The organism is Nocardioides agariphilus (assembly GCF_015352445.1).
Lineage (GTDB): Bacteria > Actinomycetota > Actinomycetes > Propionibacteriales > Nocardioidaceae > Nocardioides > Nocardioides agariphilus.
In genome coordinates this window covers 1-25,259 of record NZ_JADKPO010000042.1, presented here as the reverse complement: position 1 = coordinate 25,259, position 25,259 = coordinate 1, and the positions used below count along the sequence as shown (strand labels likewise).

Genomic DNA, 25,259 nt, shown 5'->3' with positions numbered 1-25,259 from the left:
CTGCGTGGCTAGATCGCGGCCTGGTCGCGGTCGCCGGTACGCACCCGCACGACGGTGTCGACCGGGCTCACCCAGACCTTGCCGTCGCCGATCCGGCCGGTCTGCGCGGTCTTGACGATGATTCCGAGGACGTCCTCGGCGTCACCGTCGTCGACGACGATCTCGATGCGGATCTTGGGCACGAGCGCGATGTCGTACTCGGCGCCGCGGTAGACCTCGGTGTGGCCCTTCTGACGGCCGTAGCCGCTGACCTCGCTGACGGTCATGCCCGTCACGCCGAAGGTCTCGAGCGCCTCCCGGACGTCCTCCCACTTGTGCGGCTTGATGACCGCGGTGATGAGCTTCATGCGTTGGCCCCTTCCGGAACGGTGGTCTTGGTGGTGCCGCCCACGTTTCCGAGCACCCCCGTGGAGGGCGAGAGCCGGACGCTGCCGGGTCCGCCGATCTCGTAGGCCGACTCGCCGTGCTCGCTGTAGTCGACGCCCTCCTGCTCCTCGTCGTCACTGATCCGCCAGCCGATCGTGTACTTGATCGCCAGCGCGATGACGAGGGTGAAGGTGCCGGACCAGACGATGGCAGCCAGTGCGGTGAGGGTCTGGATGACCAGCGGCTTGATGCCGCCGCCGTAGAAGAGACCGTCGATCGCGCCGGGAGCCGAGGCGGTGGAGAGCAGGCCGATCAGCACGGTACCGACGATGCCACCGACCAAGTGCACACCGACGACGTCGAGCGAGTCGTCGTACCCGAACCGCCACTTCAGCCCGACCGCGTAGGCGCACAGGGCGCCGGCGACCGCTCCGATGATGATCGCGCCGTAGACGTCCACCGCACCGCACGAGGGCGTGATGGCCACCAGGCCGGCGACGACGCCGGAGGCGGCACCGAGGGATGTGGCCTTGCCGTCACGGAACCGCTCGACCACGATCCAGGCGAGCATCGCCGCGCAGGTCGCGAGCGTGGTGTTGATCCAGGTGACGCCCGTCTCGGACATGAACTGGGCGATGTCCTTCTCGCCGCCGTCACCGGCCACGAAGACGATGGACCCGACGTTGAAGCCGAACCAGCCGAACCACAGGAGGCCGGCGCCGATCATCGTCAGGGTCAGGTTGTGCGGCTTGTGCGCCTCCCGGCCGAAGCCGAGTCGCTTGCCGATCACCATCGCGAGCACGAGGCCGGCCATACCGGCGTTGATGTGGACGACCGTGCCGCCGGCGTAGTCCTGCGGGAACACCTTCGCCACACCGTCGACGGTGCCGAACAGCGTCGCCGAGAGGCCGTCGGGGTTCAGGCCCGAGAGGAAGCCGCCGCCCCACACCATGTGGGCCAGCGGGAAGTACGACAGCGTGATCCAGACCGGCACGAAGACCATCCAGGCCGAGAACTTGACCCGGTCGGCGATCGCGCCGCTGATCAGCGCTGCGGTGATGACCGCGAAGGTCATCTGGAACGCGACGTACACGTAGCTGTCGTAGCCGACGCCCTCGAGGCCGAAGGCGTCGAACGGGTTGGCGAACAGGGTCGCCACGTCGTCGCCGGCGAAGGACATCGACCAGCCCCACAGCACGTAGACGATGCCCACGACGCCCATCGCGCCGAAGGACATCATCATCATGTTGAGCACGGACTTCGAACGGCTCATACCGCCGTAGAAGAGGGCCAGCGCAGGGGTGGTCATCATCAGGACGAGTGAGGATGCCACCAGCATGAAGGCGTAGTAGCCGTCCATGGAACCTCCAGTGAAGAGGAGCGGATCCGGGCCGGCACCCTCCTCGACGACGTTGTCGCGACGGGACCGCCCCTGTTGCCCCGAAGCCTCATGAGGCGACGTTTCGACGTACGCCGCGCCAGGTTTCGGTCAGGAAAAGAACCGTCGCCCGGTGTTACAAGCAGGTGAACAGCGCGCTAAGGCTGTTCGGTAACCTCACGTGAGTGAGCCGACGGCTGGCCGTGATGGCCCACTACGACCACCGGGGTGGCGTCGGACCCCACGTACGCCGCCAGGTGGAGACGCTCGCGTCCGCGGTCGACAGGCTGCTGGTCGTCTCCACCGCGGACCTCACCGACCGCTCCCGCGCGTGGCTCGGCGAGCGTGCCGAGCTGGTCGAGCGACCCAACTACGGCTATGACTTCACCAGCTACCAGGTCGGCCTGCACCGAGCGGGACTCTTCGGGCGCGGCGACCTCTCGTCGTACGACGAGGTGGTGATCTGCAACGACACCTACGTGCCCGTCACTCCGTACCTCGCGATCTTCGACCGCATGGCCGCCGAACCCGTGGACTTCTGGGGACTGACCGTGACCGACCGGGTTGCTCCCCATGTGCAGAGCTTCTTCGTCGCCTTCCGCCCCTGGGTCGTGGGGTCGCAGACCTACCGCCGGTTCTGGTCGGGGCTGGACCCGCTGTCCACGCGCCGTCAGGTGATCCTGCGTCACGAGGTGGGTCTGAGCCTGGGGCTGCACGGGGCCGGATTCCGCTCGGGTGCCTACTTCCGGGAGACCGACGCCGACAAGCGGCTCGCCCGGCGACGCGTCCGGTGGTGGGCGGCTCACCGTCCCGGGGTCAGTCGCTCGCGGGAGGGCCTGGAGAAGCTGCGGGAGCGATCGCGCGAGCCCTGGAACCCTGCCGCGGCGCTGGCCGACCGGGCCCTCGACAACGGGCGGCTCCCCTTCGTCAAGCTCGACACCTTGCGGTACGACCCCTACGGTCTGGGCGCCGACAAGCTGCTGACCTACTGCGAGGAGCGTCTCCCCGACGCGTTCGCAGGCGTGCGCGACTTCCTCGACGAGACCGCGGCGTACTATCCGCCGCGACCCCACGAGAAGCTGCGATCCACGCCTCCGGCGCTGGTGCCGCTGCGCCGACAGGTGGAGTACCGCCGTGCCCCCTGAGTCTCGAACCCGCGCCCCTCACGTGCCTGCCGACCCACAGGCGATCCTCGCCTCAGGACTGCTCGACCGCGACTGGGTCGGCGCACAGCTGGGCATGGTGTTCAACACCGACCGCGAAGCGCTCGAGCGACTCCTGGAACAGGACGCGAAGTGCTCGCCCCACCCGCTCTTCGAGCAGTCGTGGGCGGGCCGCTCCCTCGCGGCGTACCTCGGCGAGGGCACCGCCCGCTCGAAGGTGTCGCCCCATCCGCTCGTCGACGTCCGCAGGATCCTGGACGAGCACCCCCAGGCCGCACGGCACACCTACGGCCCGTTGTCGTGGTGGGTCTCCCAGGCGGGCGACGACAGCCTCGTGCCGGTCCCCGAAGGCGTTCGCCAAGTCAGGTGGGGCCACCTGCGGGCCGCAGCACTCGAGGCTGCGGAGCGTCGCCATTCCTCGGCAGGCGTGCGCAGAGCTCACCGCAGCAGCAGGCGAGCACCGACGCCGACGCCCGACCCGCCGGCCCTGCCGGTCGGCGACGAGCCGCTGGTCAGCATCGTCCTCACGGTCCACGACGACGGACCCCGCCTGCGAGAGGTCGTCGACGCCGTCCAGGCGCAGACGTACTCCGGGTGGGAGCTCGTCGTGGTCGACAACGGCTCGGACGACGACACCACCGCCGTGCTCACGGGAGTGGCGGCCTTCGAACCGCGGGTGGTGCCACTGACGGTCCCCCGGGGCAGCACCGCCCGCGCCCGCAACGCGGCCCTGGGCAAGGCTCGCGGCACCTACGTCGCCTTCGCGGACACCGCCCACGCCTGGCGGCCCGACTTCTTGAGGGTCATGGTCGGGCACCTGCACGCGTCAGGCGCGTCGATGGCGCATGCAGCGATGCGGGTTCCGGACGCCGCAGGGGGCGAGTGGTTCCGTGTCGTGGGCGGTCGCCGCGAGCACCTGCTGGCCCACGACCACTTCGACCTGGCCTGCCTGGTGGTGCGGCGCGACCTGGTGACACAGCTCGGCGGCTTCGACGAGACGCTCGGCGGCGCCGAGGGTCTCGACCTCGTGCTCAGGCTCTCGGAGGACGCGCGGCTGCGACCCGTACGCCGGGTGCTCGTCGACCGCACGGACCCCGAGGAGGAGGACCCGCGGTGGACGGCGGCCATCGTGGAGCGGCACCTCGTCGACTGGGAGGCGGCCGGCCGACGACCTCGCGAGCGCGGCCGGGTCAGCGTGGTCCTGCCCGCCTCCCCTGACCTGGCACGCACCGTCCGATGGGTCACCCGCACCATGGCGCCTCTCGGGGAGGCCGACGACATCGAGCTGGTGGTCGTCGGTTCGCACCTGCCGCGCCACGTCGAGCTGCCGCTCGCCATGCTGATGGCGACCTACCCTCGGGCACGGCTGATGGCCACGCTCCCCCGACTGGGCGCGGCCCTGTCGACCAACATCGGGATCGCCCAGACGACCGGCGAGGTCGTGGTGCTGGCCCGCACGAGCGTCAACCCGCCTCGCGACGCGTTCCGGGCCCTGGTGGCCGCACTCGACGACCCTGCCGTCGCGATCGCCCAGCCCCTGGTGACCGACCGTCCGGGCCTCGTGGTCAGCGCGGGCGCGGTGTTCGGCCCGGGCCGCACGCACCCCGAGGCGTTCATGGCCGGGCTTCCGGTCAGCGATGCGGCCGCGCTCGAAGCCCGACGCGTCCCGGCACCCCTGTCCCCCGTGGTCGCGGTGCGCGGCGCCGACCTCGTTCGCGCCCATGGCTTCGACGTCTGGATGGGCGACACGCTCCCCGAGATCGAGCTCGGCATCCGGCTCGCGGTCAACGACGGCGCCGCGACGGTCGTGGTCCCCGAGGCCGCCATGGTGATCAAGCCGAGGCAGCTGGCCCGACTCGACACCGCGTCCGCAGACGTGCGTGCCTTGCAGGAACGCTGGCCCTCACCTCCCCCGGGCTCGGACGAGGCATGGGCCGGCGCCGGCTTCGAGGTCGTCGGCCGCCGGTGGGAGGCGCCCGCCGGCGCAGCCCGTGGACCCCTCGACGCTCCGGCTCTGGCGCCGCGCACTCTCGTGCGGCCGCGACGCGCCGCCGTACGCCAGGGACCACCCGCGCTCCGTTGGGCACTCGACATCGCCGCCCCCTCCGGCCCGAGAGGCCAGCGCTGGGGCGATGCCTACTTCGCGCGCTCGCTGGCCGAGGCGCTCACCCGGCTCGGCCAGCGAGTCAGCGTCGACAACCGCGACCTGCGACAGCGCGACTCCCGCGACCTCGACGACGTGGTGCTGGTGCTGCGCGGTCTCGATCGGGTCGTCCCGCGCCCCGGCCGGGTCAACCTGGAGTGGGTGATCAGCCATCCCGACCTCGTCGACGCCGCCGAGCTGGCCTCCTTCGACCGGGTCTACGCCGCCAGCACGACGTGGGCAGCCCGGGCCGGCGCTGCGGCCGGCGTCGCCGTGACGCCGTTGCTGCAGTGCACCGACCCGAGGCTGTTCAACCCCTCGCGGGGCGAGCCCGACACCGGGGCCCCCGTGCTGTTCGTCGGCAACTCGCGCGACGTCTACCGGCGCTCCGTGCGCTCTGCCCTCGCCGTCGGCGCACGGGTCGAGGTGCACGGCGCCGACTGGGACCGGTTCTTGTCGCCGGACCTGATCGCCTCGACCGTCGTGGCCAACGAGGAGCTCGGGGCCTTGTACTGCTCGGCCGGCGTCGTGCTCAACGACCACCACGACGACATGCGCCGCGACGGCTTCCTGGCCAACCGGCTCTTCGACGTCGCCGCCTGCGGGGCCCGTCTGGTCTCCGACGAGATCGACGGGCTGAGCGAGGTGTTCGGCGACGTCGTCCAGACCTTCCACGACGAGACCGAGATGCGCCCGCTGCTAGCCGACCCTGACGCCGCCTTCCCGTCGTACCAGACCCGCCTCGCCCTCGCCGAGAAGGTGATCCGCGAGCACTCCTTCGACCACCGGGCCGAGGTCCTGCTCGAGGACGCCGTACGGCTGCTGGCGCGTTGAGACCCTCGAGGAAATTTCACCGGCCGGCCGGTGAAATCCGCAGCTGACAGGTGAAATATCCCCTGTCAGCTGTCGATATTGCCTGTCAGGCGTCAGCCGAGCAGGGCGTCGACGAAGGCTCGCGGCTCGAAGGGGGCCAGGTCGTCGGGTCCCTCACCGAGGCCGACGAGCTTGACGGGTACGCCGAGCTCGCGTTGGACGGCGACCACGATGCCGCCCTTGGCCGAGCCGTCGAGCTTGGTCAGCACGATGCCGGTCACGTCGACGACCTCGGCGAAGACGCGGGCCTGGATCAGGCCGTTCTGGCCGGTGGTCGCGTCGAGGACGAGCAAGACCTCGGTCACCGGGGCCACCTTCTCGATGACCCGCTTGACCTTGCCGAGCTCGTCCATCAGGCCGGCCTTGTTCTGCAGCCGGCCGGCGGTGTCGACGATGACGGTGTCGACGCCGCGCTCGTCCCCCTCGCGCACCGCGTCGAAGGCCACGCTGGCCGGGTCCCCGCCCTCGGCGCCGCGGACCACCTCGACGCCCACGCGTTCGCCCCAGGTGGCCAGCTGCTCGACGGCCGCCGCCCGGAACGTGTCGGCCGCGCCGAGCACGACCGACTTGTCCTCGGCGACCAGGATGCGGGCGAGCTTGCCCACGGTCGTGGTCTTGCCGGTGCCGTTGACGCCCACGACGAGCACCACGCCCGGGTGACCGTCGGCACCTGAGATCTGCAAGCGCCGGTCGAGATCGGGACCGACGAGCGCCACCAGCTCCTCGCGCAGCACCTCGCGCGGGTCCTGGGCCTCGGCGCCGCCGACCCGCAGCCGGGTGCGCAGCCTGTCGACCAGCTCCTGCGTGGGTGCGACGCCGACGTCGGCGGTCAGCAGGGTGTCCTCGATGGACTCCCAGGTGTCCTCGTCGAGCCGTTCGCGCGAGAGCAGGGCGAGCAGGCCGCGGCCGAACCCGCCTTGAGCGCCGGCCAGCCGCTGACGCAGCCGCACCAGGCGGGAGGCGGTGGTCTCCGGCTTCTCCGTCGTCGGGGCGGCCGGCTCGACGAGCAGGTCGTCGGCGACGGGGACGTCCGAGGGCGCCTCGGGTGGGGCGATGACGTCGGTACGGCGACCCGACAGCTCGGGCGTCTTGCGACGACGCGTGGTGGTCACCAGCCCGGCCGTCAGACCGACCGCGACGACGACGACGCCGATGATCAGGTAGAGCCACTCACCCATGGGCCCCATCCAACCAGCCGGTCACCCCGTCTCGAGAAATCGCGACAGGCCCCGACTCAGGCCCGGTGCTGCCCGGCGATGCCCCCTGGCACAGGGCCGAGGCCGACCTCACCGGGCTCGGCGACCTGGGTCTGGATCGGCGACTCGACCGGCTCCGGCGAGCCGCCGTCTGACGGCATCACGTCGCCGGGCTCGGGCTCCACGGTCGGCAGCGAGCGGGCACCCCGCCGCATCAGCCGGCCCAGCCACGGGGCTCCGGGCAGGTCCTCGCCACGATGGGGAAAGGCCACGTAGACGGCCACCACCGCGGCGACCAGCACGATCAAAGCCATCGACACCACGATCTGGGTCATCTCATCACCCTCCCGAGATCAGTACCCGAAAACCAAAACCTCACCCAGCAGATCACACCGGCTCGGACTCACGCAGTCGCTGGCTGATGACCGCGGACACACCGTCGCCACGCATGGTCACGCCGTACAGCGAGTCACCGACCTCCATGGTGCGCTTCTGGTGGGTGATCACGATCAGCTGGGAGTTCTCACGCAGCTCCTCGTAGATCTCCAGCAGCCGTCCGAGGTTGGTGTCGTCGAGCGCGGCCTCGACCTCGTCGAGGATGTAGAACGGCGACGGCCGCGCCTTGAACAGCGCCACCAGGAACGCCACCGCGACCAATGACCGCTCGCCGCCCGACAGGAGCGAGAGGCGCTTGACCTTCTTGCCGGCAGGGCGGGCCTCGACCTCGATGCCGGTGTTGAGCATGTCGTCGGGGTCGGTCAGGACCAGCTGGCCCTCACCACCGGGGAACAGGCGGGCGAAGGTCTGGTCGAAGGCTGCCGACACGTCTGCGTAGGCCTGGGTGAACACCTGCTCGACGCGAGCGTCGACCTCACGGACGATGTCGAGGAGGTCCTTGCGGGTCCTCTTGAGGTCCTCGAGCTGCTCGGTGAGGAACTTGTGCCGCTCCTCCATCGCGGAGTACTCCTCCAGCGCCAGCGGGTTGACCCGCCCGAGCATGGCCAGGGCCCGCTCGGCGGTGCGCAACCGCTTCTGCTGCTCCTCGCGCACGTAGGGGACGGGGTCCGGCAGGTTGCCGTCGTCGTCGGTCGAGGTCGCCGGGACGGGGTTGTCGGGACCGTAGTCGGCCACCAGTCCCTCGACGTCGAGGCCGAGCTCCTCGAGCGCGCGCTCGGAGATCTGCTCGATGCGCATCCGTTGCTGGGTGCGAGCCATCTCGTCGCGGTGGACCGAGCTGATCAGCTCGTCGTGCTCGGCCGACAGCTCACGCAGGCGCGTCCGCGTGGCCACCAGCTCCTGCTCACGGTCGCGCCGGGTGGCCTCGACGGCCGCCCGCTCCTCGGCTGCCAGGTGCACGGAGACCTCGAGGCGGGCGAGTACGACGGCGACAGCGGTGCCCACCGCCTCGGCAGCCCGACCCTCGCGGATCAGCCGCTCGCGACGCTCGGCGGCCCGGGCCCGGGCATCGCGCTCTGCCTGCGCCGCGGCAAGCAGGGAGTCGGCCCTCCCATGGAGGGCACGACCTCGCTCCTCGGAGGTGCGCAACGCCAGACGGGCCTCCATCTCGCGGCCTCGGGCCGTGCGGGCGGCCTCCACCAGGCGCTCGCGCTCGGTGGTGTCGGGCTCCTCGTCGGGACCGGCCTCGGCGGCGCCCAGGCGCTGCTCGAGCTCGGCGAGCCCCGCGAGGTCCTGGTCGCGCGCCGTCTCGGCGGCCGTGATCGCGGTCTCCAGGCGCTCGCCCTCGGCGCGCGCGGAGCGCGCCTGCGAGCCGAACTGCCCCAGCTGCTCGGCCACCGCCGCCAAGGTGGCGTCGGACTCGTGCAGCTTGGCCAGCGCGACGTCGACGCGCTGCTGGGCGTCCAGGCGCTCGCTGTCGAGACGCGAGATGTCGAAGCCGAGCCGCTCGCTTCGGGCCGTAGCGTCGGCGAGCTGCGCCGATGCCTCGTCCACCGCCGCCTGGATCTCCAGCAGGCTGGGCTGCGAGCTCGACCCGCCGTAGGCGCTGAACGCGCCGAGTACGTCGCCCTCACGGGTCACCGCCGTCACGTCGGGCAGCTCGGCCAACAGCGACCGCGCGGCCGCCAGGTCGTCGACCACCGCGGTCTTGTGCAGCAGCCGCGCCAGGGACCCTCGCAGGTCCTCGGGGCACTCCACCGCGTCGATGGCGTACGTCGCGTAGGCCGGCAGGCCGGGCCAGTCGCCGTCGTCAGCCGGCCCGCCGCCGAGGATCATGCCGGCGCGGCCCAGGTCGTGGGTCTTGAGATGGCCGATCGCGGCCACCGCGGCGTCGGGACCAGCAACGGCGATCGCATCGGCGGCCGTGCCGAGGGCGGCCGCTACGGCGGTCTCGTAACCCGACCGCACCGACAGCAGCGCCGCCACCGAGCCCAGCAGGCCGGAGACCTGCCCGGTCGCGGCCAGCAGCGCGCCCGCGCCGTCGCGACGGGCCAGACCCATCTCGAGCGCCTCGACGCGGGCGGCCAGGGACGACCGCTCGCGGTCGGCGAGCTGGACCTCGTCGCGGGCCTTCTCGAGGCGGGCGCTGATGTCGTCGAGGAGTGCGCTCGCGGCCTCGTGCTCGGCGTCGAGTCCCTCCTCGCCCGCGTCGAGCCCGGCCACCTTGGTCTCCAGCGAGGTGAAGTCACGGTCCGCCCGCTCCGCCCTGGCGCGAGCCTCCTGGTGGGCATCACGCAGGCGCCCGATCTCGTCGTCGGCGGCTGCTGCCCGCGTGCGCAGGGCGTTGACCTGGCCGTGGAGGCGGGCCAACCCCTCGCGACGGTCGGCGGCGGCCCGGACCAGGCCTGCCACCCGGCGCTCCTCGTCGGCGGCGGCCTCCTCCGACGTACGACGTGCGGTCACCGCGGCCTCGAGCGCGGCTCGCTGGCTCTCGACCTCGGCGGCGATCGCCTGCTCCTGCTCGCGCACCGCAGCTGCCTCGCGTTCGAGCGCGTCAGGGTCGCGGCCGGAGTCGCTGGGTCCGCTGTCCGCGGAGGCAGCGTTGCGCAGCCGCTCGGCGGCTAGCGACTGGGTGCCGCGCAGCCGCTCGCGCAGCCCGGACAAGGCGAACCAGGTGTCCTGTGCCAGGGACAGCGCCGGAAGGTCGTCACGCAGCGAGGTCTCCACGGCCGTCTCACGCTCCCGCGCGGACCCCATCAGAGCCTCCACCTCCCGCTGGCGCTCGACCAGGATCGTCTCGTCGGCCAGCTCCTGGTCCAGGGCGGTGCTGGCGGTGACCAGGTCGTCGGCCATCAGCCGCGCCCGCGCGTCGCGCACGTCTGCCTGCACGGTCGCCGCCTGGCGTGCGACCTCGGCCTGGCGTCCCAGCGGCTTGAGCTGGCGCCGGATCTCGTTGAGGAGGTCGCCGAGCCGGGTCAGGTTGCCGTCGGTGGCATCGAGCTTGCGAAGTGCCTTCTCCTTGCGCTTGCGGTGCTTGAGGACGCCGGCTGCCTCCTCGATGAAGCCGCGGCGGTCCTCCGGGGTCGCATGCAGGATCGTGTCGAGCTGGCCCTGCCCGACGATGACGTGCATCTCGCGCCCGATGCCGGAGTCGCTGAGCAGCTCCTGCACGTCGAGCAGCCGGCACGCGGTGCCGTTGATGGCGTACTCGGAGCCGCCGCTTCGAAACATCGTGCGGCTGATCGTCACCTCGGTGTACTCGATCGGCAGCGCACCGTCGCTGTTGTCGATCGTCAGCAGCACCTCGGCGCGACCCAACGGCGGGCGCCCCGACGTGCCGGCGAAGATGACGTCCTCCATCTTGCCGCCGCGCAGCGACTTGGCCCCCTGCTCGCCCATCACCCAGGCCAGCGCGTCGACCACGTTGGACTTGCCCGAGCCGTTGGGACCCACGATGCACGTGATGCCCGGCTCGAGCTGCAGGGTCGTCGAGGACGCGAAGGACTTGAACCCCTTCAGGGTCAGGCTCTTCAGGTACAACGGGGCTCCTCACGCCGGTCGCGGGTCGTGCCAACGGTGGGCGTCTACTCGGGTGCGCGGGGAAGCAGCCCGCCCAGCCTAATCGCCCGCCCCTGCTGACCCCGAAACCCGCCCGCGTGTGTCGGCGTCGGCCCTGCGTCGTACGGCCCCTGCGTCGTACGGCCCCTGCGTCGTGCTCTGACCCGCCCCGCGGCGTACTCCCGTGCAGTTGACGGGTCAGGAGGGGGAAATGACCCGCCAACCGCACGGGACTACCCCGACGACGAGGGGTTGAGCGGCTCCTCGAGCAGCGGTGCCTCATCGGTGTGGGCGATGTGGCGCAGCTGCCCCCAGATCAGCACCACGAAGACGGCCGAGCCGGCGAAGGCGAACCAGAACGGCGCGGTGACGCCCCACTCCCGGGCGAGGAGGCCGCCGATGCCGGAGCCGAGGACCAGTCCGCCGTAGGTCCCCATCAGGTTGACGCTGCCGACCCGGCCCTGGAGCCCGGTCGGGACGGCGCGCTGACGCACCGTGATCGACGTGGTGCCCCACACGAAGGCGTGCGCGCCGAACACGAAGAAGATCCCCATCGCGACCCACGGCTTGGTCGTCAGCGCCAGCGCGAGGTGGGTGAAGGTCTCGATGACCAGGCCGATGCGCATCAGGTTGCCCAGGCTCACGCGAGCGGTGATCCAGCCGTAGGCCAAGGTGCCGGCGAGCCCACCCAGCGCTCCGCACGTCGTCAGCAGCCCGAAGCCGATCTCCCCGAGGCCGAGCCGGCGCAGCGCGTAGAGGACCAGCACCGACCAGGCGGCCCCGAAGGTGATGTTGAAGGTGAAGATCGTCAGCACCAGCGTGCGTACGGCGGGGTGATGCACCACCCACCGCACGCCCTCGACCATGTCGTGCCACACGGGCCGGACCTCGTCGCCGGCGCGCCCGTGCGGCGGGAGGGCCATCCGGCTGACGAGCATCGCGCTGAGCACGATCACCGCGACCTGACCGATGAACGGGTACGCCGACCCGGCCGCGAACAGCGCCGCCCCGATCGGCGGCCCGACGAGCTGGTTGATGGTGATGAACCCGACCTGGATCCGGGCGTTGCCGATCGCCAGGTCGTCGCGCCTGACGATCATCGGCAGCAGCGTCGCGGCGGCGTTGTCGACGAAGACCTCAGCGGTGCCGAGCAGGAACAGCGCCGCCAGCACCACGGTGATCGAGACGGTCTCGGTGACGATCGTGCCCACGAGCACCAGCACCACGACCGCCCGCATCAGGTCGACGGTGATGACCAGCAGCTTGCGGTCCATCCGGTCGGAGAGCACTCCGGCCCAGAGCCCGAACACGAACGGCGGCGCCCACTGCACGAAGGCCGCCAAGGCCACGAGGAACGGGTCGTGGGTCTGGGAGGCGACCAGGAGCGGCCCAGCCGCGATGGCGAACCCGTCGCCGATGTTGCTGACCCACGTCGCGCCGAGCAGCCAGCGGAAGGGCGTGCCCAACCGTGGGGGCGCGACGATCTCGACCAGTGACCTCATGGCCGGTCGAACCTACCGAGGCGGGCGCCCGCGGGCACGCCGATATGTCAGCGGCGACTCGCGGAGTCGCCGTCGGACGGGCCGGTCAGACCGGCTGCATCTCCTTGAGCTCGTCTGACTCGAGGTCGAGGATCGCGACCGCGGCGGCCTGGGCCATGCGGTCGTTCTCGTCCTGGAGCCGGGCGACGAGGTCTTCCAGGTCACGCACGCGCATCCGGAGACGGGTGTTCTCCGACAGGAGGTGGGCGGCGGTCCGCTGGTCGCTGTGGAAGGTGCCGAGCAGCGCCTTGGCCATGTAGTGAAAGCCTTCCGGTGACGGTGACAGCCCTCCCCGAGGGGGCCGTCTTCAAGGGTGACACTCCGGGCCGCACAGGTCAATCTGTGGCCCCCGCGGATTCGGGGCGGTCAGGACCGGCTCACCCGGGCCGCTCGCCTCGGAGCCGGCTGGCAGAGCGGGCAGAAGTACGACGAGCGGTTCATGAAGGCAACCCTCCGGATGGCGGTGCCGCAGCGGTCGCAAGGAAGCCCCTCCTGGCCGTAGGCGTGCAGCGACCGGTCGAAGTAGCCCGACTGACCGTTGACGTTGACGTAGAGCGCGTCGAACGACGTGCCACCCTGCCCCAGCGCCGCGATCATCACCTCACGGGCGTGGTCGAGGAGCTCGCGAACCTGGCGGGCCGACAGCCGGTCACCACGACGCTCGCCGTGCACCTGGGCCCGCCACAGCGCCTCGTCGGCGTAGATGTTGCCGACTCCGGAGACCAGGGTCTGGTCGAGCAGCTGCCGCTTGATCCCGGACGTACGCCGACGCACGCGGCGCACGACGGCCTCGACGTCGAACTCCGGGTCGAGCGGGTCTCGCGCGATGTGGGCGATCTCGGTCGGGAGCTCGGTCCCGTCCTGCGACACCATCTGCGCGACCATCAGCCCGCCGAACATCCGCTGGTCGGCGAAGCGCAGCTCGGTGCCGGCGAAGGCGCGCCCGCCGAGCGTGAACCGCACCCTCAGGTGGCGGTCGTCGGGTGCGTCGGCCGGCTGGACCAGCATCTGGCCGCTCATCCCGAGGTGCCCGAGCAGTGCCTCTCCGTTGTCGAGGACCAGCCAGAAGTACTTCCCGCGCCGCCGCACCGCCTCGACCCGGCGCCCGGTCAGTGCGGCCGCGAAGCCGGTCGACCCGCGCGGGTCGCGGCGTACGGGTCGGGGGTGGAGCACCTCGACGCGCTCGAGAGTCGCGCCGACGACGTGGCGCTCCAGTCCGGCACGGACGACCTCGACCTCGGGCAGCTCGGGCACTGGTGGCAGATGCTCTGCTCAGTCGTCGGTGGACGAGGCAGCGTCGAGCCCTGCAGCGTCGATGCGCGAGAGCTCGGACAGCTCGCCGTAGGCGGTCTCGGCCGCCGCTTGCTCGGCTTCCTTCTTGGACCGGCCCACGCCGTTGCCGTAGAGGCCCTCGCCCACGCGGACCTGGGCGGTGAACGTCTTCATGTGGTCGGGCCCGTCGTCTTGGATGACGTACTCGGGGACGCCGAGCCCACGCTCCGCGGAGAGCTCCTGCAGGGAGGTCTTCCAGTCCAGCCCGGCGCCCATCTCGGAGGCAGCCTCGATGAGGGGGTCGAAGAGCATGTGGACCAGCGGAGCGGAGGCGTCGAAGCCGCCGCTGAGGTGCACGGCCCCGATGACGGCCTCGACGGTGTCGGAGAGGATCGAGGCCTTGGCACGGCCGCCCGTAGCCTCCTCGCCGCGACCGAGCTTGACGTGTTCGCCGAGACCGATGTCACGTCCTACGTCGGCCAGCGCACGCGCGTTGACGACGGCTGCGCGCAACTTGGCCAGCCGGCCCTCCGATAGGTCGGGGTGGGTCACGTAGAGCGTCTCGGTGACCACCACTCCGAGCACGGAGTCACCGAGGAACTCCAGCCGCTCGTTGGTCGGGAGCCCGCCGTTCTCGTAGGCATAGGAGCGGTGGGTGAGGGCACGCTCCAAGAGCTCGGGTTCCAAGACCGGATCCCCGAGCGCTGATCGGAGCGTGCTGTAGTTGGTCAGGGCGTCGACGTGGCTCAGAGGACCTGACGACGCTCGGACCTGGCGCCGTACTGCCCGCACGTGCCGCACGCACGGTGGGGCAGGTGCTTGGCGCCGCACGCCGGGTTGGCGCAGGTGACGAGGGTCGGCGCGACGGCCTTCCACTGGGAGCGACGGTGACGCGTGTTGCTGCGCGACATCTTCCGCTTCGGGACTGCCACTGGTTTCTCCTGACTACTGACGGGTGTCGTCTTGTTGCATCTCGGTCAACTGCGTCAACGCTGCCCAGCGGGGGTCTACCGGCTCCTCGTGTCGGTGGTCCGGGTCTTCCGCGAGCCGCGCGCCGCATTCGACGCACAGTCCGGGACAGTCCGGTTGGCACAAGGGCTGGAACGGCAGTGCGAGCACCACCGCGTCCCGCAACACGGGCTCCAGGTCGAGCAGGTCGTCGTGGAGCACGCTGGTCTCGTCGTCCTCGTCGGGGTCTGTGTCGAGGTCGTCGTAGACATACAGCTCCTGGAGGTCGACCTCGATCTCGTCGTCGATCGCCCCCAGGCACCGCACGCACTCTCCCTCGAGCCCGGCTCGCGCCGTGCCCGTGACCAGTACCCCCTCCATGACCGCTTCGGTCCGCAGGTCGAGGTCGACCGGCGAGCCTTCGGGGACATGAAGGACTTCGATGCCCAGATCTGCGGGAGCCGGCACGGAGCGTGACACCTCGCGCTGGGACCCCGGGCGGCGGCCGAGCTCGCGAGTGTCGAGCACGAGCGGCGCTCTCGGGTCCAGTTTGCTCAGGGAGATCACTTCCGGGTCGGGACACGCAGATCCAGGGGAAAGGGTAGCCCGCCTCCGCGTGACCGGGCAAAACCGCAGTCAGTCCGCCGCCGGACCGTCGCCCCTCGTGTTGCCCGTCGTGTCACCCGTCGTGTCGCCCGCAGCATCACCGCTGGTCAACCGCCCGATGAGGGCCTCGCGCACGAAGTCGGGCACGAAGCGGGAGATGTCGCCGCCGAATCCGGCCACCTCCTTGACCAGGCTGGAGGACACGAAGGACCACCCCGCGCTGGTCGGGAGGTAGACCGTCTCGACACCGGGGGCCAAGCTCGCGTTCATGTGTGCCATCGGCAGCTCGTAGTCGAAGTCGGTGCCGGCGCGCAGCCCCTTGACGATGGCATGCACGTCGTTGGCGGTGCAGAAGTCGGTCAGCAGGCCGCTGAACGAGGCCACCCGCACCCCCTCGATGTCGGCACAGGCGCGACGCAGCATCTCCAGTCGCTCCTCGGGGGAGAACAGCCGGCTCTTGGACGGATTGGTGCCGACGGCGACCAGCACCTCGTCGAACAGGCCCGCGGCGCGGCCGATGACGTCCAGGTGCCCCAGCGTGACCGGATCGAAGGATCCCGGGCAGACGGCTCGGCGGATCACCTTGCGGATCACTTTCCGGGGCTCGGGCACGGCACCTCCCCTCTAGCGGCTGGCGGCGGCGTGACCGTACCAGAGCGTCGTCTCGCCGTACTTGCGCTCCCGGGTGTCGACGTAGCCCTCCGGCCACCGGGGTGCGCGGCTGCGGGAGGAGCGCTCGACCACGACGAGCCCACCCGGCACCACCCAGTCGCCGTCGAGCCGGTCGAGGTTGGCGTCGACCTCCTCGTCGGGCGTGGGGTAGGGCGGGTCGAGGAACACCACGTCGTACGGCGCGGAGTGCGGCCGCATGAGCGTCGCGCCCACCGAGGCGACGACCACGTTGGCCTTGCGGAAGCCGAGGGTCCGGGCGTTGGCAGTGATGATGGCGGCCGTGCGGCGGTCCTGCTCCACGAGCGTGACGACGCCCGCGCCCCGCGACCAGGCCTCGAGGCCGACGGCACCCGATCCGGCGTAGAGGTCGAGGAACCGCAGCCCGTGCAGGGAGCCGCACCACGACTCGATGGCTGAGAAGAGGGCTTCACGGACACGGTCGCTGCTCGGGCGCGTGCTCGTGCCGCGGGGAGTGTCGATCCGCCGACCCCCCGCTGCTCCCCCGATGATTCGCGTCAATGCCACCTCATGACCGGTGCGACCGGATCAAGCCTTCTCGATGAAGTCAGACTGCCGTGATTGCTCCAACTCCGCCACCGCACGCGCGAGCTCGGGCGTGGCTGACAGGTCGGGGTCGCGAGCCAGGAGCGTCGTGGCCGCCTCGCGCGCGGCGACGATGGTCTCCTCGTCGCGCAGCACGCGCAGCATGGTCAGGCTGGATCGGAACCCGGACTGGGATGCCCCGAGCACGTCGCCCTCGCGCCGCTGGTCGAGGTCGAGGCGGCTGAGCTCGAAGCCGTCAGTGGTCGCAGCGACGGCGTCGAGACGCTCGCGGGCGGGCGAGCCTGCCTCGGCATGGCTGACCAGGAGGCACAGCCCTGGCAGACCACCACGACCGACCCGGCCCCGCATCTGGTGCAGCTGGGAGATGCCGAAGCGGTCCGCATCGAGCAGCACCATGGTCGTGGCGTTGGCAACGTCGACGCCGACCTCGATCACGGTGGTCGAGACGAGCACGTCGACCTCGCCTGCGGCGAAGGACCGCATCACGCGGTCCTTGTCCTCCGCGGGCATCTGGCCGTGGAGCATCTCGACGCGGACGTCGCAGAGCGGGCCGACCGAGCGCAGCTCCTCGGCCACCTCGTTGACGGCACGCAGCGGATGCCTGGTCGAGGGGGGCACTGCGATCGGCTCGGACTCCGTCAGCCACTCCAGCTCCTCGACCGATCGTCGGTCACCGTGGTCGATCTCGCCCTCCTCGAGCTCGTCGCCGGTGATGCGCGGGCAGACGACGTAGGCCTGATGTCCCTTGTCGACCTCCTCACGAACCCGCTCCCAGACGCGGTGCTCCCAGGTCGGGTGCTCGGCCAGCGGCACCACGTTGGTCTGGATGGGTGCTCGACCGGCGGGCAGCTCGGACAGCGTGGAGACCTCGAGGTCGCCGAAGACCGTCATCGCGACCGTGCGCGGGATGGGCGTCGCCGTCATCACCAGCACGTGGGGCGGCCAACCGGCCTTGTCGGTCAGGGCGGCCCGCTGCTCGACGCCGAACCGGTGCTGCTCGTCGACCACCACCAGGCCGAGGTCGAGGAACTGGACCTTCTCCTCGAGCAGGGCGTGGGTGCCGACCACGATGCCGGCCTCCCCGGTGACCATGCGCGACATCGCGTCGGCGCGTGCGGCTTTGGGCATCGAGCCCGTGAGCAGAGCGACCGTGGTGCCCTCGGCCGCGCCACCGAGCATGCCGCCCGCCGCGAGGTCGCCGAGCATCGCGGTGATCGACCGGAAATGCTGCTGGGCCAGCACCTCGGTCGGAGCGAGCAGGGCGGCCTGGCCCCCGGAGTCGACGACTCGCAGCATGGCGCGCAGCGCCACCAGCGTCTTGCCAGAGCCGACCTCGCCCTGGAGCAGCCGGTTCATCGGGTGGTCGCGTGCCAGGTCGGCCTCGATGACCTCGCCGATCTCGCGCTGCCCGTCGGTCAGCTCGAAGGGCAGCCGCTCGTCGAACGCCGCGAGCAGTCCGCCGCCACCCTTGCGGGCCTGCGCTCCGAGCGCCCGCACGAAGGCGCGCCGGCGCCCCAGCACGACCTGGGTGACCAGTGCCTCCTCGAACCGGTAGCGACGACGCCCCAGCTCCACCTGGGCGTAGGTGTCGGGCGCGTGGATCAGGTCGATGGCCCGGCGGGCGGTCACGACGTCGTACTGCTTCCTGATGTCGTCGGGGACCAGCTCGGGTACGTCGTCGATCACCGAGCGCGCGAAGTTGACCGCGCGCTGCAGGTCCCACGACTCCAAGCCCTTGGTGAGGGGGTAGATCGGGTAGAGGTCGGCGAAGTTGTCGACGACACCACCCGACTCAACGTCCGCGGGGCCGGACCCATCGTCCACCTGGCCGAAGAGCACCATCTTCGGGTTGGTCAGCTGCCACTCGTTGCGGAAGCTGCTCAGCTGTCCGACGAAGACGCCGCGGCGGCCGATGTTCAGGCGCCGAGCCTGCCACCCGGCCGCGCCGGAGTTCTTGTAGAAGAAGGTCATCTTCAGGCGCGGGCCGTCGGTCTGGAGGATCGTCTCGAGGCGGTATGCCGGACGGCGGGTGCGCCGGTCGACGTACTGCTTGACCTCGCTGTGGATGATCTCGCCGACGACGGTGAGCATCTCGCCCTCGCGCAGGTCCTCGACGCGGGTCAGCTCGCCGGTCTTGACGTAGCGGCGCGGGAAGTGGCGCAGCAGGTCGCCGACGGTCTCGATGCCGAGGCCCTCGGCCATCCGCTTGCGCTTGGTCGTCTTGTCGCCGAGCACGGTCGTCACCGGCGAGTCGAGCGTGATCACGAGTGGGTTCCTATTCGACGGAGATCAGCAGCGGGTAGCGCTCCTGACCACCGTCGTACACCATCACGTCGACATGGGGGTGGCGACGCTCGACCCCCGATGCGGCTCTGCGGGCCAGCTCCTCCCCGCCCTCCCCCGCGACGATGGTGACGAGCTCGCCGCCGCCGGCCAGCAGCCGCTCGGCCACATCAGCCGCCACGGCATCGATGTCGTCACCGACCACCGCGAAGTCCCCGGCCACCACGCCGAGGATGTCCCCGGGCTCGCACGGGCCGGCCATCGTCATCGCCCGCCTGGCCGCGACGGTGACCGCGCCGTGGCGGGCGTGTCGCGCCGTAGCCGTCATCTCCAGCACGTCCTGGTCGAACGGGCGACCGGGCTCGTGCACGGCCACCGCCGCCAGTCCCTGGACCTGCGCCTCGGTGGCGATCACGGCCACGCGGATGCCGTCATCGCCCTCGGCCGTGCGGGCGGCAGCCTCGGCCGCACGCACCGAGTCGGGGTCGTTGGGGAGCACCACTACCTCCTGGGCCCCCGAGGCCCGGATGGCGTCGAGGATCATGCCGGTCGAGGGACGGTTGCCAGGGCCGCCGAGGACGACCGTCGCGCCGGCCTCCTCGAACAGCTTCTCCAGCCCCGGCCCCGCCGCCACGGCGACGACCTGGCGTCCTGTGCGGGTCGGCGTGTGTCGCATCCGGTCGCGCACCTTGGCCTCGGCCACCTGCTCGGCGAAGTGGGTCACGCGGATGCGATGCGGGCGCCCGGCCACGATGCCGGCCTCGACCGCGGCCCCGACGTCGTCGACGTGGACGTGCACGTTCCACAGTCCGTCGCCGCCGACCACGACGAGCGAGTCGCCGAGTCCGGCCAAGGCCAGCTTGAGGGCCGGCAGGGAGTCGTCATCGGCGTCGAGCAGGTACATCACCTCGTACGCCGGGCCCTCAGCAGTCAGGTCCTCCCCGGGCTCGTGGGTCAGCACGGGGATCCGACGCGCTCCGATCGGAGCGGTCACGGGGATGGGTCGACGACCCGTCAGGACGGTCTCGGCGGCGTCGAGGACCACGCTCAAGCCACGACCGCCCGCGTCGACGACGCCGGCGTCTCGCAGCACCGCGAGCTGCTCGGGGGTGTGGGCGAGCGCCTCGCGTGCTGCCGCTGCGGCGTCGGTGAAGACGTCGCGGGCTCGGGCTCCGGGCTCGGCCGCACGGGCCTCGGCAGCCTCGGCAGCGGCCCGGATCACCGTCAGGATCGTGCCCTCGACGGGCGTGCCGACCGCTGCATAGGCGCCATCGGTGGCCTCTCTGAGCGCCCGGGCCATGATGCTGGCGTTGCGATCCTCGGCCGAGGCGCGCGAGATCGTGGTGGCCAGCGCGCCCAGCATCTGGCTGAGGATCACGCCGCTGTTGCCGCGGGCTCCCAGCAGTGCACCCTTGCGGAGCGCTGCCAGTCCGGTGAGCAGATCGGGGTCGTCCTTGACGGCATCTCGCAGGGCCTCCCGGGCGGCCGCGACGGTGAGGTACATGTTGGTGCCGGTGTCGCCGTCGGGCACCGGATAGACGTTGAGGGCGTCGATCTCCTCACGGGCCGCGGCCAGCGCGTCGACCGCGATGTCGATGAAGCGGAGCACCACCGCCAGCTCGATCGTCCCGCTCCCACGGGCCGACCCGCCGGGCACCTGCTCCATCTGGCGAAGGTTAGTAGTTGGCAGGACACCCGGACATGAGAAGACCCCGGGGTGTCGTCCCCGGGGTCCGTTGGATGCGTCAGATCAGCGAGTGACCCTAGCGAGTGACCTTGCCGGCCTTGATGCACGAGGTGCAGACGTGGAGGCGCTTGGGAGTGCCGTTGACCATGGCACGGACCCGCTGGATGTTGGGGTCGAAGCGACGGCGCGTGGCCTTCTTGGACCACGGGCGGTTGTTGCCGAAGCCCGGCTTCTTGGCGCAGATGTCGCAGACGGCAGCCACGGTCATGCTCCTGAAATCGATGTCGAGGTCTGGCGTCACCCGGAAGTTCGCGTGCTCCGGGCAACTGGAAGAGATTAGCCGAGATGCGGTGACGACTCCCAATCGTCAGTCCGGACCTGAGCTGCAGGGCCTAGAAGTGCGCCCAACCGGCGGGGCCGTCGTAGGCGGCCTCGTCGACCGTGACCCCCTCGCCGTCACCGACGGTGCCGATCTCGGTCCAGCCGTCGGGCACGGATCCGCGGTCGAAGGTCGCGAGCAACGAGTGGTCCTCACCACCGCCGAGGATCAGCTGGAGCGGGTCGCTGCCGGTGGCGGCGGCCACCGCATGCAGTGGCTCCGGCACCTCGAACGCCGCGCTGCGCAGGTCGATCGACACGCCGGAGTCCTGGGCTAGATGGCCGGCGTCGGCGACGAGCCCGTCGGAGACGTCGATCATCGCGGTCGCGCCAGCGGCCGCGGCGGCCGGGCCGGCGCCGTACGGCGGCTCCGGACGGCGGTATGCCTCGACCAGGACGCGGGGGGAACGGAAGCCGCGACCCAGTACGGCGAGCCCACCGGCCGACCAACCCTGGCGGCCGGCGATGGCGAGCACCTGACCCGGCTCGGCGCCCGAGCGCAGGACCGGCGCCTGAGCGCATGAGCCGATGGCGGTCACGGCGATCACCACCTCGCGCGCCCCGGTCAGGTCACCACCGACGACGCTGGCGCTCACGAGTGCGCACTCCTCGGCGAAGCCGCGGGCGAAGTCCAGCGCCCACTGGACCGGTAGGTCGCCCGGTGCTCCGAGGCCGATGGTGAGCGAGTGGGCGGTGCCGCCCATGGCGTTGATGTCGGACAGGTTCTGCGCGGCGGCGCGATGCCCGACGTCCTCGGCGCTCGCCCAGTCACGGCGGAAGTGCCGGCCCTCCACGAGCAGGTCGGTGGAGACCACGACGTGGCCGGTACGGACCCGCAGCACGGCCGCGTCGTCTCCCGGCCCGACGAGGACGTGCTCGCCCTGCGAGAACAGGGCGGTCAGCTGCGCGATGAGCCCGAACTCGCCGACATCGGCCAAGGTTGCGTCTGGCGGGATGGTCACGTGCCTATCTCACCAGTAGCGGCCACCTGTAGGTTGGGCGGCGGCAAGCACCCCCGGACCCCGAGGAGCGATCGATGGTCGTCCAGGCCTACATCCTGATCCAGACCGACGTGGGCAAGGCTGCCGACGTGGCCCGCGCCATCGCCCAGGTCAAGGGCGTGACGCTCGCCGAGGACGTCACCGGCCCCTACGACGTCATCGTCCGCGCCGAGGCGCGCAACGTCGACGAGCTCGGCAAGCTGGTGGTCTCGAAGGTCCAGAACCTCGACGGCATCACCCGCACGCTGACCTGTCCGGTGGTGCACATCTGACCGCGAACCTTCCCAGCGCGCGACGCCTCGGCCCCGCAAGGGTCCGGGGCGTCTGCATCGGTGCGGTCCTTCTCCTCGCCGCGACGGTGCTGACGGCCTGCGCCGACGAGCCGGTCACCCTCGAGTCGCCGGTCCTCGACGAGGCCGACACCGCCACCTGCGACGCGTTCCTCGACGCTCTGCCGCGCCGCCTTGACGGCGAGGAGAAGCGGAAGGTCAACCCGGCCGCCGCACTCGGCCGGGCCTGGGGCGACCCGCCGATCATCGTGCGCTGCGGAGCCGACGTACCTTCCTCGTTCGACCAGACGCCGGCCTGCCAAGTCGTCGGTGGGGTGGGCTGGTTCGCCACCGAGGACCGGTCGGGCGACCAGGTGTTCACAGCCGTCGACCACTTCCCGATCGTCTCGGTCCAGGTGCCCGGCGACGAGAGCGACCGGACTGACGACGTCCTCGCGGACCTCGCAGCCCCGATCGAGGGCCATCTCGAGCCCATCGATGCCTGCGACTAGCGCAAGCCAGTGTCCCGCCGCAGCGCCAGCTCGATGAGACGGTCGACGAGGGCGGCGTAGTCGAGGCCGGTGGCGGCCCACATCCGGGGGAACATCGAGAGCGGCGTGAAGCCCGGCATCGTGTTGATCTCGTTGACGACGAGCGAGCCGTCGGGGAACAGGAAGAAGTCGACGCGGGCCAGGCCCTCGCAGCCGACCGCCTCGAAGGCGCGGGCCGCCAGCTCGCGCATCGTGGCGGCCACGTCGTCGGGGATGTCGGCGGGTACGTCGAGCTCGGTGTGCTCCTCGGGCAGGTACTTGGCCGCGAAGTCGTAGAACTCGTGGTCACCGGTGATCCGGATCTCGGCCGGCACGCTTGTCTCGGGGGTGCCGTCGAGCGCCTGCAGCACCCCGCACTCGACCTCGCGTGCGCCCTCGGCCGCCACTTCCACCAGGGCCTTGGGGTCGTGGCGGTGCGCCTCCTCGATCGCCTCTGCCAGCTCGCCGGCGTGGTGCACCTTGGAGATTCCGATCGACGAGCCTCCACGAGCGGGCTTCACGAACACCGGGTAGCCCAGCTCGCCGATGCGATGGGTCAGGCCGTCGGGGTCGCGGTACCACTCGCGAGCCGTGACCGTCAGCGACGACATCAGGGGGAGCCCGGCCGCGCCGAGCACGACCTTCATGTAGGACTTGTCCATGCTGACCGCGCTCGCCAGCACACCCGCGCCGACGTAGCGCACGCCGGCCATCTCGAGCAGTCCCTGGATCGTGCCGTCCTCCCCCCACGGCCCGTGCAGCAGCGGGAACACCACGTCCACCTCGCCGAGCGTCTGCGGCGGCTGGGACGGTTCGTGGACCACGAGGTCGGTCCCGCCGGAGTCGCGCGTGAGCATCACGGCCGCGCGCGCGCCGTCCACCTCCGGCAGCTTGTCGGGCGAGGTGATCTGCAACAGGTCGGGATCGCCCGACTCCAGCACCCAGCGACCGTCGGTGGCGATGCCGATCGGCACCACGTCGTACTTCGTGGGGTCGATGGCCTGCAGCACGCTCCCGGCGGTCACGCAGGAGATGGCGTGCTCGCTGGACCGGCCGCCGAACACGACGGCGATCCTCTTCCTGGGCGACTTCTCGGGCTGAGTCATCGCCTGCCAACCTATCGGCCTAGGTTGGGCGCCATGTCTGGCGACACCCCCGCCCCGAGCCCATCCAGCCTGTCCGCCGCCACCGTCGTCGTGCACGCCGGTCGTCCGCCGCACGAGCCCGACCAGCCGCTCAACGCGCCGATCATGATGGCCTCGACGTACGTCGCGGGTGGCGACCTCGAGTACGGCAGGTACGCCAACCCCACGTGGACGGCGTTCGAGGAAGCCCTCGGCGCCCTGGAGAGCGGGCGTGCTCTGGCGTTCTCCTCGGGACTGGCGGCCGTCTCGACGGTCCTCGACCTGGTAGGCCGGGACGCACTCGTGGTGGCGCCGCGGCATGCCTACCTCGGCAGCATCGGTCAGCTCGGTGACCTGGAGGCCCGCGGTCGGATCAAGGCGGCGCTCGTCGACATCGCCGACACTGCGGCCGTGCTCGAGGCCCTCGACAGCTCACCGGACGGAGCCGCCATCCTCTGGATCGAGTCGCCCACCAACCCCGCCCTCGAGGTCGCCGACATGGAGCGACTCATCGCGGCCGGCCACGACGTCGGGGCCTCGGTGGTCGTCGACAACACCTTCGCCACTCCCCTGCTGCAACGGCCGCTCGAGCTCGGCGCCGACATCGTGCTCCACTCGGTCACCAAGTTCCTGGCCGGCCACAGCGACCTGGTGATGGGCGCACTCGTGGTGCGCGACGACCAGCTGTACGACGTACTGAAGGGCCGGCGCGACCTGGTCGGCGCGATCCCGGGCACCTTGGAGACCTGGCTCGCGCTGCGCGGCCTCAGGACGCTGCACCTGCGCATCGAGCGCTCGCAGGCCAACGCCGCCGAGCTCGTCCACCGGCTGTCGGCCCATCCGGCTGTCACCGAGGTCCGCTACCCGGGCTTCGGCGCGGTCATCGCCATCGTGCTCGACGGCGCGGATCGCGCAGACCTGCTGACGCACTCGACGAAGCTGTGGGTACATGCCACCTCGCTGGGCAGCGTCGAGTCGACGTTCGAACGCCGCCGCCGGTGGAAGGGCGAGGCCACCACGATCCCCGAGGGCCTGGTCAGGATGTCTGTCGGCATCGAGGACATCGAGGACCTCTGGTCCGACCTCGAGCAGGCTCTGCGCCCCGTCGCTGGTTGAGGAGGGCGCGCCCGAGCTCGCTGGTTGAGGAGGGCGCGCGCCCGAGCCTGCCGGTTGAGGAGGGCGCGCCCGAGCCTGCCGGTTGAGGAGGGCGCGCCCGAGCCTGCCGGTTGAGGAGGGCGCGCTAGCGCCCGTCTCGAAACCAGGCGCCATGCCTGCGGCCCTCTCAGCGGGTCTCGAGACGGTTGCTGCGCA

General features: G+C 71.1%; 23 protein-coding genes. 5 read left to right on the top strand and 18 right to left on the bottom strand.

Going from position 1 to position 25,259, the window contains the following annotated elements; genetic code table 11:
* Positions 1–8: 8 nt before the first annotated feature.
* Both ISU10_RS20870 and ISU10_RS20865 read right to left on the bottom strand, forming a co-directional pair.
* Positions 9–347 carry a P-II family nitrogen regulator gene (locus ISU10_RS20870; RefSeq protein ID WP_194698377.1) on the bottom strand — a complete coding sequence of 113 codons (339 nt, stop codon included), beginning with the start codon at positions 345–347 and terminating at the stop codon, positions 9–11.
* Positions 344–1,726 (bottom strand): ammonium transporter, encoded by a 1,383-nt coding sequence (locus ISU10_RS20865; RefSeq protein WP_194698376.1) that lies wholly within the window; start codon positions 1,724–1,726, stop codon positions 344–346. Before ISU10_RS20865 ends, ISU10_RS20870 begins: the two co-directional genes overlap by 4 nt.
* Before the next feature lie 203 nt (positions 1,727–1,929).
* Here ISU10_RS20865 and ISU10_RS20860 point away from each other — a divergent pair, with 203 nt between their 5' ends.
* Complete coding sequence (locus tag ISU10_RS20860) at positions 1,930–2,889, top strand: rhamnan synthesis F family protein (protein ID WP_194698375.1); 960 nt, start codon at positions 1,930–1,932, stop codon at positions 2,887–2,889.
* The gene (locus ISU10_RS20855) at positions 2,879–5,884 is read left to right on the top strand and encodes a glycosyltransferase (protein WP_194698374.1); all 3,006 of its coding nucleotides are present in this window, start codon (positions 2,879–2,881) and stop codon (positions 5,882–5,884) included. The genes ISU10_RS20860 and ISU10_RS20855 overlap by 11 nt, the downstream gene beginning before the upstream one ends.
* A gap of 92 nt (positions 5,885–5,976) precedes the next feature.
* Here ISU10_RS20855 and ftsY read toward each other — a convergent pair whose 3' ends face one another.
* The 15 genes from ftsY to ISU10_RS20780 form a co-directional block, all read right to left on the bottom strand.
* Complete coding sequence (gene ftsY / locus ISU10_RS20850) at positions 5,977–7,101, bottom strand: signal recognition particle-docking protein FtsY (RefSeq protein WP_194698373.1); 1,125 nt, start codon at positions 7,099–7,101, stop codon at positions 5,977–5,979.
* 56 nt (positions 7,102–7,157) lie between these two features.
* On the bottom strand, positions 7,158–7,454 hold the full coding sequence (locus tag ISU10_RS20845; RefSeq protein WP_194698372.1) for a hypothetical protein: 297 nt from the start codon (positions 7,452–7,454) through the stop codon (positions 7,158–7,160).
* Positions 7,455–7,506: 52 nt separating this feature from the next.
* On the bottom strand, positions 7,507–11,055 hold the full coding sequence (gene smc, locus ISU10_RS20840) for a chromosome segregation protein SMC (protein WP_194698371.1): 3,549 nt from the start codon (positions 11,053–11,055) through the stop codon (positions 7,507–7,509).
* A gap of 251 nt (positions 11,056–11,306) precedes the next feature.
* A complete protein-coding gene (locus ISU10_RS20835) occupies positions 11,307–12,575 on the bottom strand; it encodes an MFS transporter (protein ID WP_194698370.1) in 1,269 nt (422 codons plus the stop codon).
* 85 nt (positions 12,576–12,660) lie between these two features.
* Complete coding sequence (locus tag ISU10_RS20830; RefSeq protein WP_194698369.1) at positions 12,661–12,870, bottom strand: hypothetical protein; 210 nt, start codon at positions 12,868–12,870, stop codon at positions 12,661–12,663.
* 110 nt (positions 12,871–12,980) lie between these two features.
* Positions 12,981–13,868 carry a bifunctional DNA-formamidopyrimidine glycosylase/DNA-(apurinic or apyrimidinic site) lyase gene (mutM, locus tag ISU10_RS20825; RefSeq protein WP_194698368.1) on the bottom strand — a complete coding sequence of 296 codons (888 nt, stop codon included), beginning with the start codon at positions 13,866–13,868 and terminating at the stop codon, positions 12,981–12,983.
* Positions 13,869–13,886: 18 nt separating this feature from the next.
* Positions 13,887–14,573 (bottom strand): ribonuclease III, encoded by a 687-nt coding sequence (gene rnc, locus ISU10_RS20820; RefSeq protein ID WP_228501564.1) that lies wholly within the window; start codon positions 14,571–14,573, stop codon positions 13,887–13,889.
* Between the two features lie 59 nt (positions 14,574–14,632).
* Entirely contained in the window at positions 14,633–14,818 is a 186-nt protein-coding gene (gene rpmF, locus ISU10_RS20815; protein ID WP_194698367.1) for a 50S ribosomal protein L32, read from the bottom strand.
* Positions 14,819–14,831: 13 nt separating this feature from the next.
* Positions 14,832–15,362, bottom strand: a complete 531-nt coding sequence (locus tag ISU10_RS20810; RefSeq protein ID WP_370865766.1) for a YceD family protein — start codon at positions 15,360–15,362, stop codon at positions 14,832–14,834.
* A gap of 108 nt (positions 15,363–15,470) precedes the next feature.
* A complete protein-coding gene (coaD, locus tag ISU10_RS20805; RefSeq protein WP_370865765.1) occupies positions 15,471–16,052 on the bottom strand; it encodes a pantetheine-phosphate adenylyltransferase in 582 nt (193 codons plus the stop codon).
* A 12-nt stretch (positions 16,053–16,064) separates the two neighbouring features.
* Positions 16,065–16,637, bottom strand: a complete 573-nt coding sequence (gene rsmD, locus ISU10_RS20800; protein WP_370865764.1) for a 16S rRNA (guanine(966)-N(2))-methyltransferase RsmD — start codon at positions 16,635–16,637, stop codon at positions 16,065–16,067.
* A 21-nt stretch (positions 16,638–16,658) separates the two neighbouring features.
* On the bottom strand, positions 16,659–18,941 hold the full coding sequence (locus ISU10_RS20795; protein WP_370865763.1) for an ATP-dependent DNA helicase RecG: 2,283 nt from the start codon (positions 18,939–18,941) through the stop codon (positions 16,659–16,661).
* A 10-nt stretch (positions 18,942–18,951) separates the two neighbouring features.
* Positions 18,952–20,625 carry a DAK2 domain-containing protein gene (locus tag ISU10_RS20790; RefSeq protein WP_194698366.1) on the bottom strand — a complete coding sequence of 558 codons (1,674 nt, stop codon included), beginning with the start codon at positions 20,623–20,625 and terminating at the stop codon, positions 18,952–18,954.
* A 97-nt stretch (positions 20,626–20,722) separates the two neighbouring features.
* A complete protein-coding gene (gene rpmB / locus ISU10_RS20785) occupies positions 20,723–20,908 on the bottom strand; it encodes a 50S ribosomal protein L28 (protein WP_194698387.1) in 186 nt (61 codons plus the stop codon).
* A gap of 130 nt (positions 20,909–21,038) precedes the next feature.
* The gene (locus ISU10_RS20780; protein ID WP_194698365.1) at positions 21,039–21,986 is read right to left on the bottom strand and encodes a thiamine-phosphate kinase; all 948 of its coding nucleotides are present in this window, start codon (positions 21,984–21,986) and stop codon (positions 21,039–21,041) included.
* A gap of 74 nt (positions 21,987–22,060) precedes the next feature.
* Between ISU10_RS20780 and ISU10_RS20775 the strand changes: the two genes are divergently transcribed.
* On the top strand, positions 22,061–22,297 hold the full coding sequence (locus tag ISU10_RS20775; protein WP_151081652.1) for an Lrp/AsnC family transcriptional regulator: 237 nt from the start codon (positions 22,061–22,063) through the stop codon (positions 22,295–22,297).
* Complete coding sequence (locus ISU10_RS20770; RefSeq protein ID WP_306442250.1) at positions 22,276–22,806, top strand: DUF3515 domain-containing protein; 531 nt, start codon at positions 22,276–22,278, stop codon at positions 22,804–22,806. The genes ISU10_RS20775 and ISU10_RS20770 overlap by 22 nt, the downstream gene beginning before the upstream one ends.
* On the opposite strand, the gene ISU10_RS20765 is transcribed toward ISU10_RS20770, so the two are convergent.
* The gene (locus tag ISU10_RS20765; protein ID WP_194698363.1) at positions 22,803–23,930 is read right to left on the bottom strand and encodes a D-alanine--D-alanine ligase family protein; all 1,128 of its coding nucleotides are present in this window, start codon (positions 23,928–23,930) and stop codon (positions 22,803–22,805) included. The two genes, ISU10_RS20770 and ISU10_RS20765, sit on opposite strands and share 4 nt — an antisense overlap.
* Positions 23,931–23,963: 33 nt before the next feature.
* Here ISU10_RS20765 and ISU10_RS20760 point away from each other — a divergent pair, with 33 nt between their 5' ends.
* Positions 23,964–25,064: a trans-sulfuration enzyme family protein gene (locus tag ISU10_RS20760; protein ID WP_194698362.1), complete on the top strand. Its 1,101-nt coding sequence runs from the start codon at positions 23,964–23,966 to the stop codon at positions 25,062–25,064.
* Positions 25,065–25,259 lie beyond the last annotated feature (195 nt).

Excerpts from the sequence above, each read along its gene's own strand:
- ISU10_RS20765 (WP_194698363.1), bottom strand. The coding sequence starts at position 23,930 with ATGACTCAGCCCGAGAAGTCGCCCAGGAAGAGGATCGCCGTCGTGTTC.
- ISU10_RS20865 (WP_194698376.1), bottom strand. The coding sequence starts at position 1,726 with ATGGACGGCTACTACGCCTTCATGCTGGTGGCATCCTCACTCGTCCTG.
- ISU10_RS20845 (WP_194698372.1), bottom strand. The coding sequence starts at position 7,454 with ATGACCCAGATCGTGGTGTCGATGGCTTTGATCGTGCTGGTCGCCGCG.
- ISU10_RS20830 (WP_194698369.1), bottom strand. The coding sequence starts at position 12,870 with ATGGCCAAGGCGCTGCTCGGCACCTTCCACAGCGACCAGCGGACCGCC.
- ISU10_RS20775 (WP_151081652.1), top strand. The coding sequence starts at position 22,061 with ATGGTCGTCCAGGCCTACATCCTGATCCAGACCGACGTGGGCAAGGCT.
- ISU10_RS20870 (WP_194698377.1), bottom strand. The coding sequence starts at position 347 with ATGAAGCTCATCACCGCGGTCATCAAGCCGCACAAGTGGGAGGACGTC.
- ISU10_RS20760 (WP_194698362.1), top strand. The coding sequence starts at position 23,964 with ATGTCTGGCGACACCCCCGCCCCGAGCCCATCCAGCCTGTCCGCCGCC.
- ISU10_RS20835 (WP_194698370.1), bottom strand. The coding sequence starts at position 12,575 with ATGAGGTCACTGGTCGAGATCGTCGCGCCCCCACGGTTGGGCACGCCC.
- ftsY (WP_194698373.1), bottom strand. The coding sequence starts at position 7,101 with ATGGGTGAGTGGCTCTACCTGATCATCGGCGTCGTCGTCGTCGCGGTC.
- ISU10_RS20790 (WP_194698366.1), bottom strand. The coding sequence starts at position 20,625 with ATGGAGCAGGTGCCCGGCGGGTCGGCCCGTGGGAGCGGGACGATCGAG.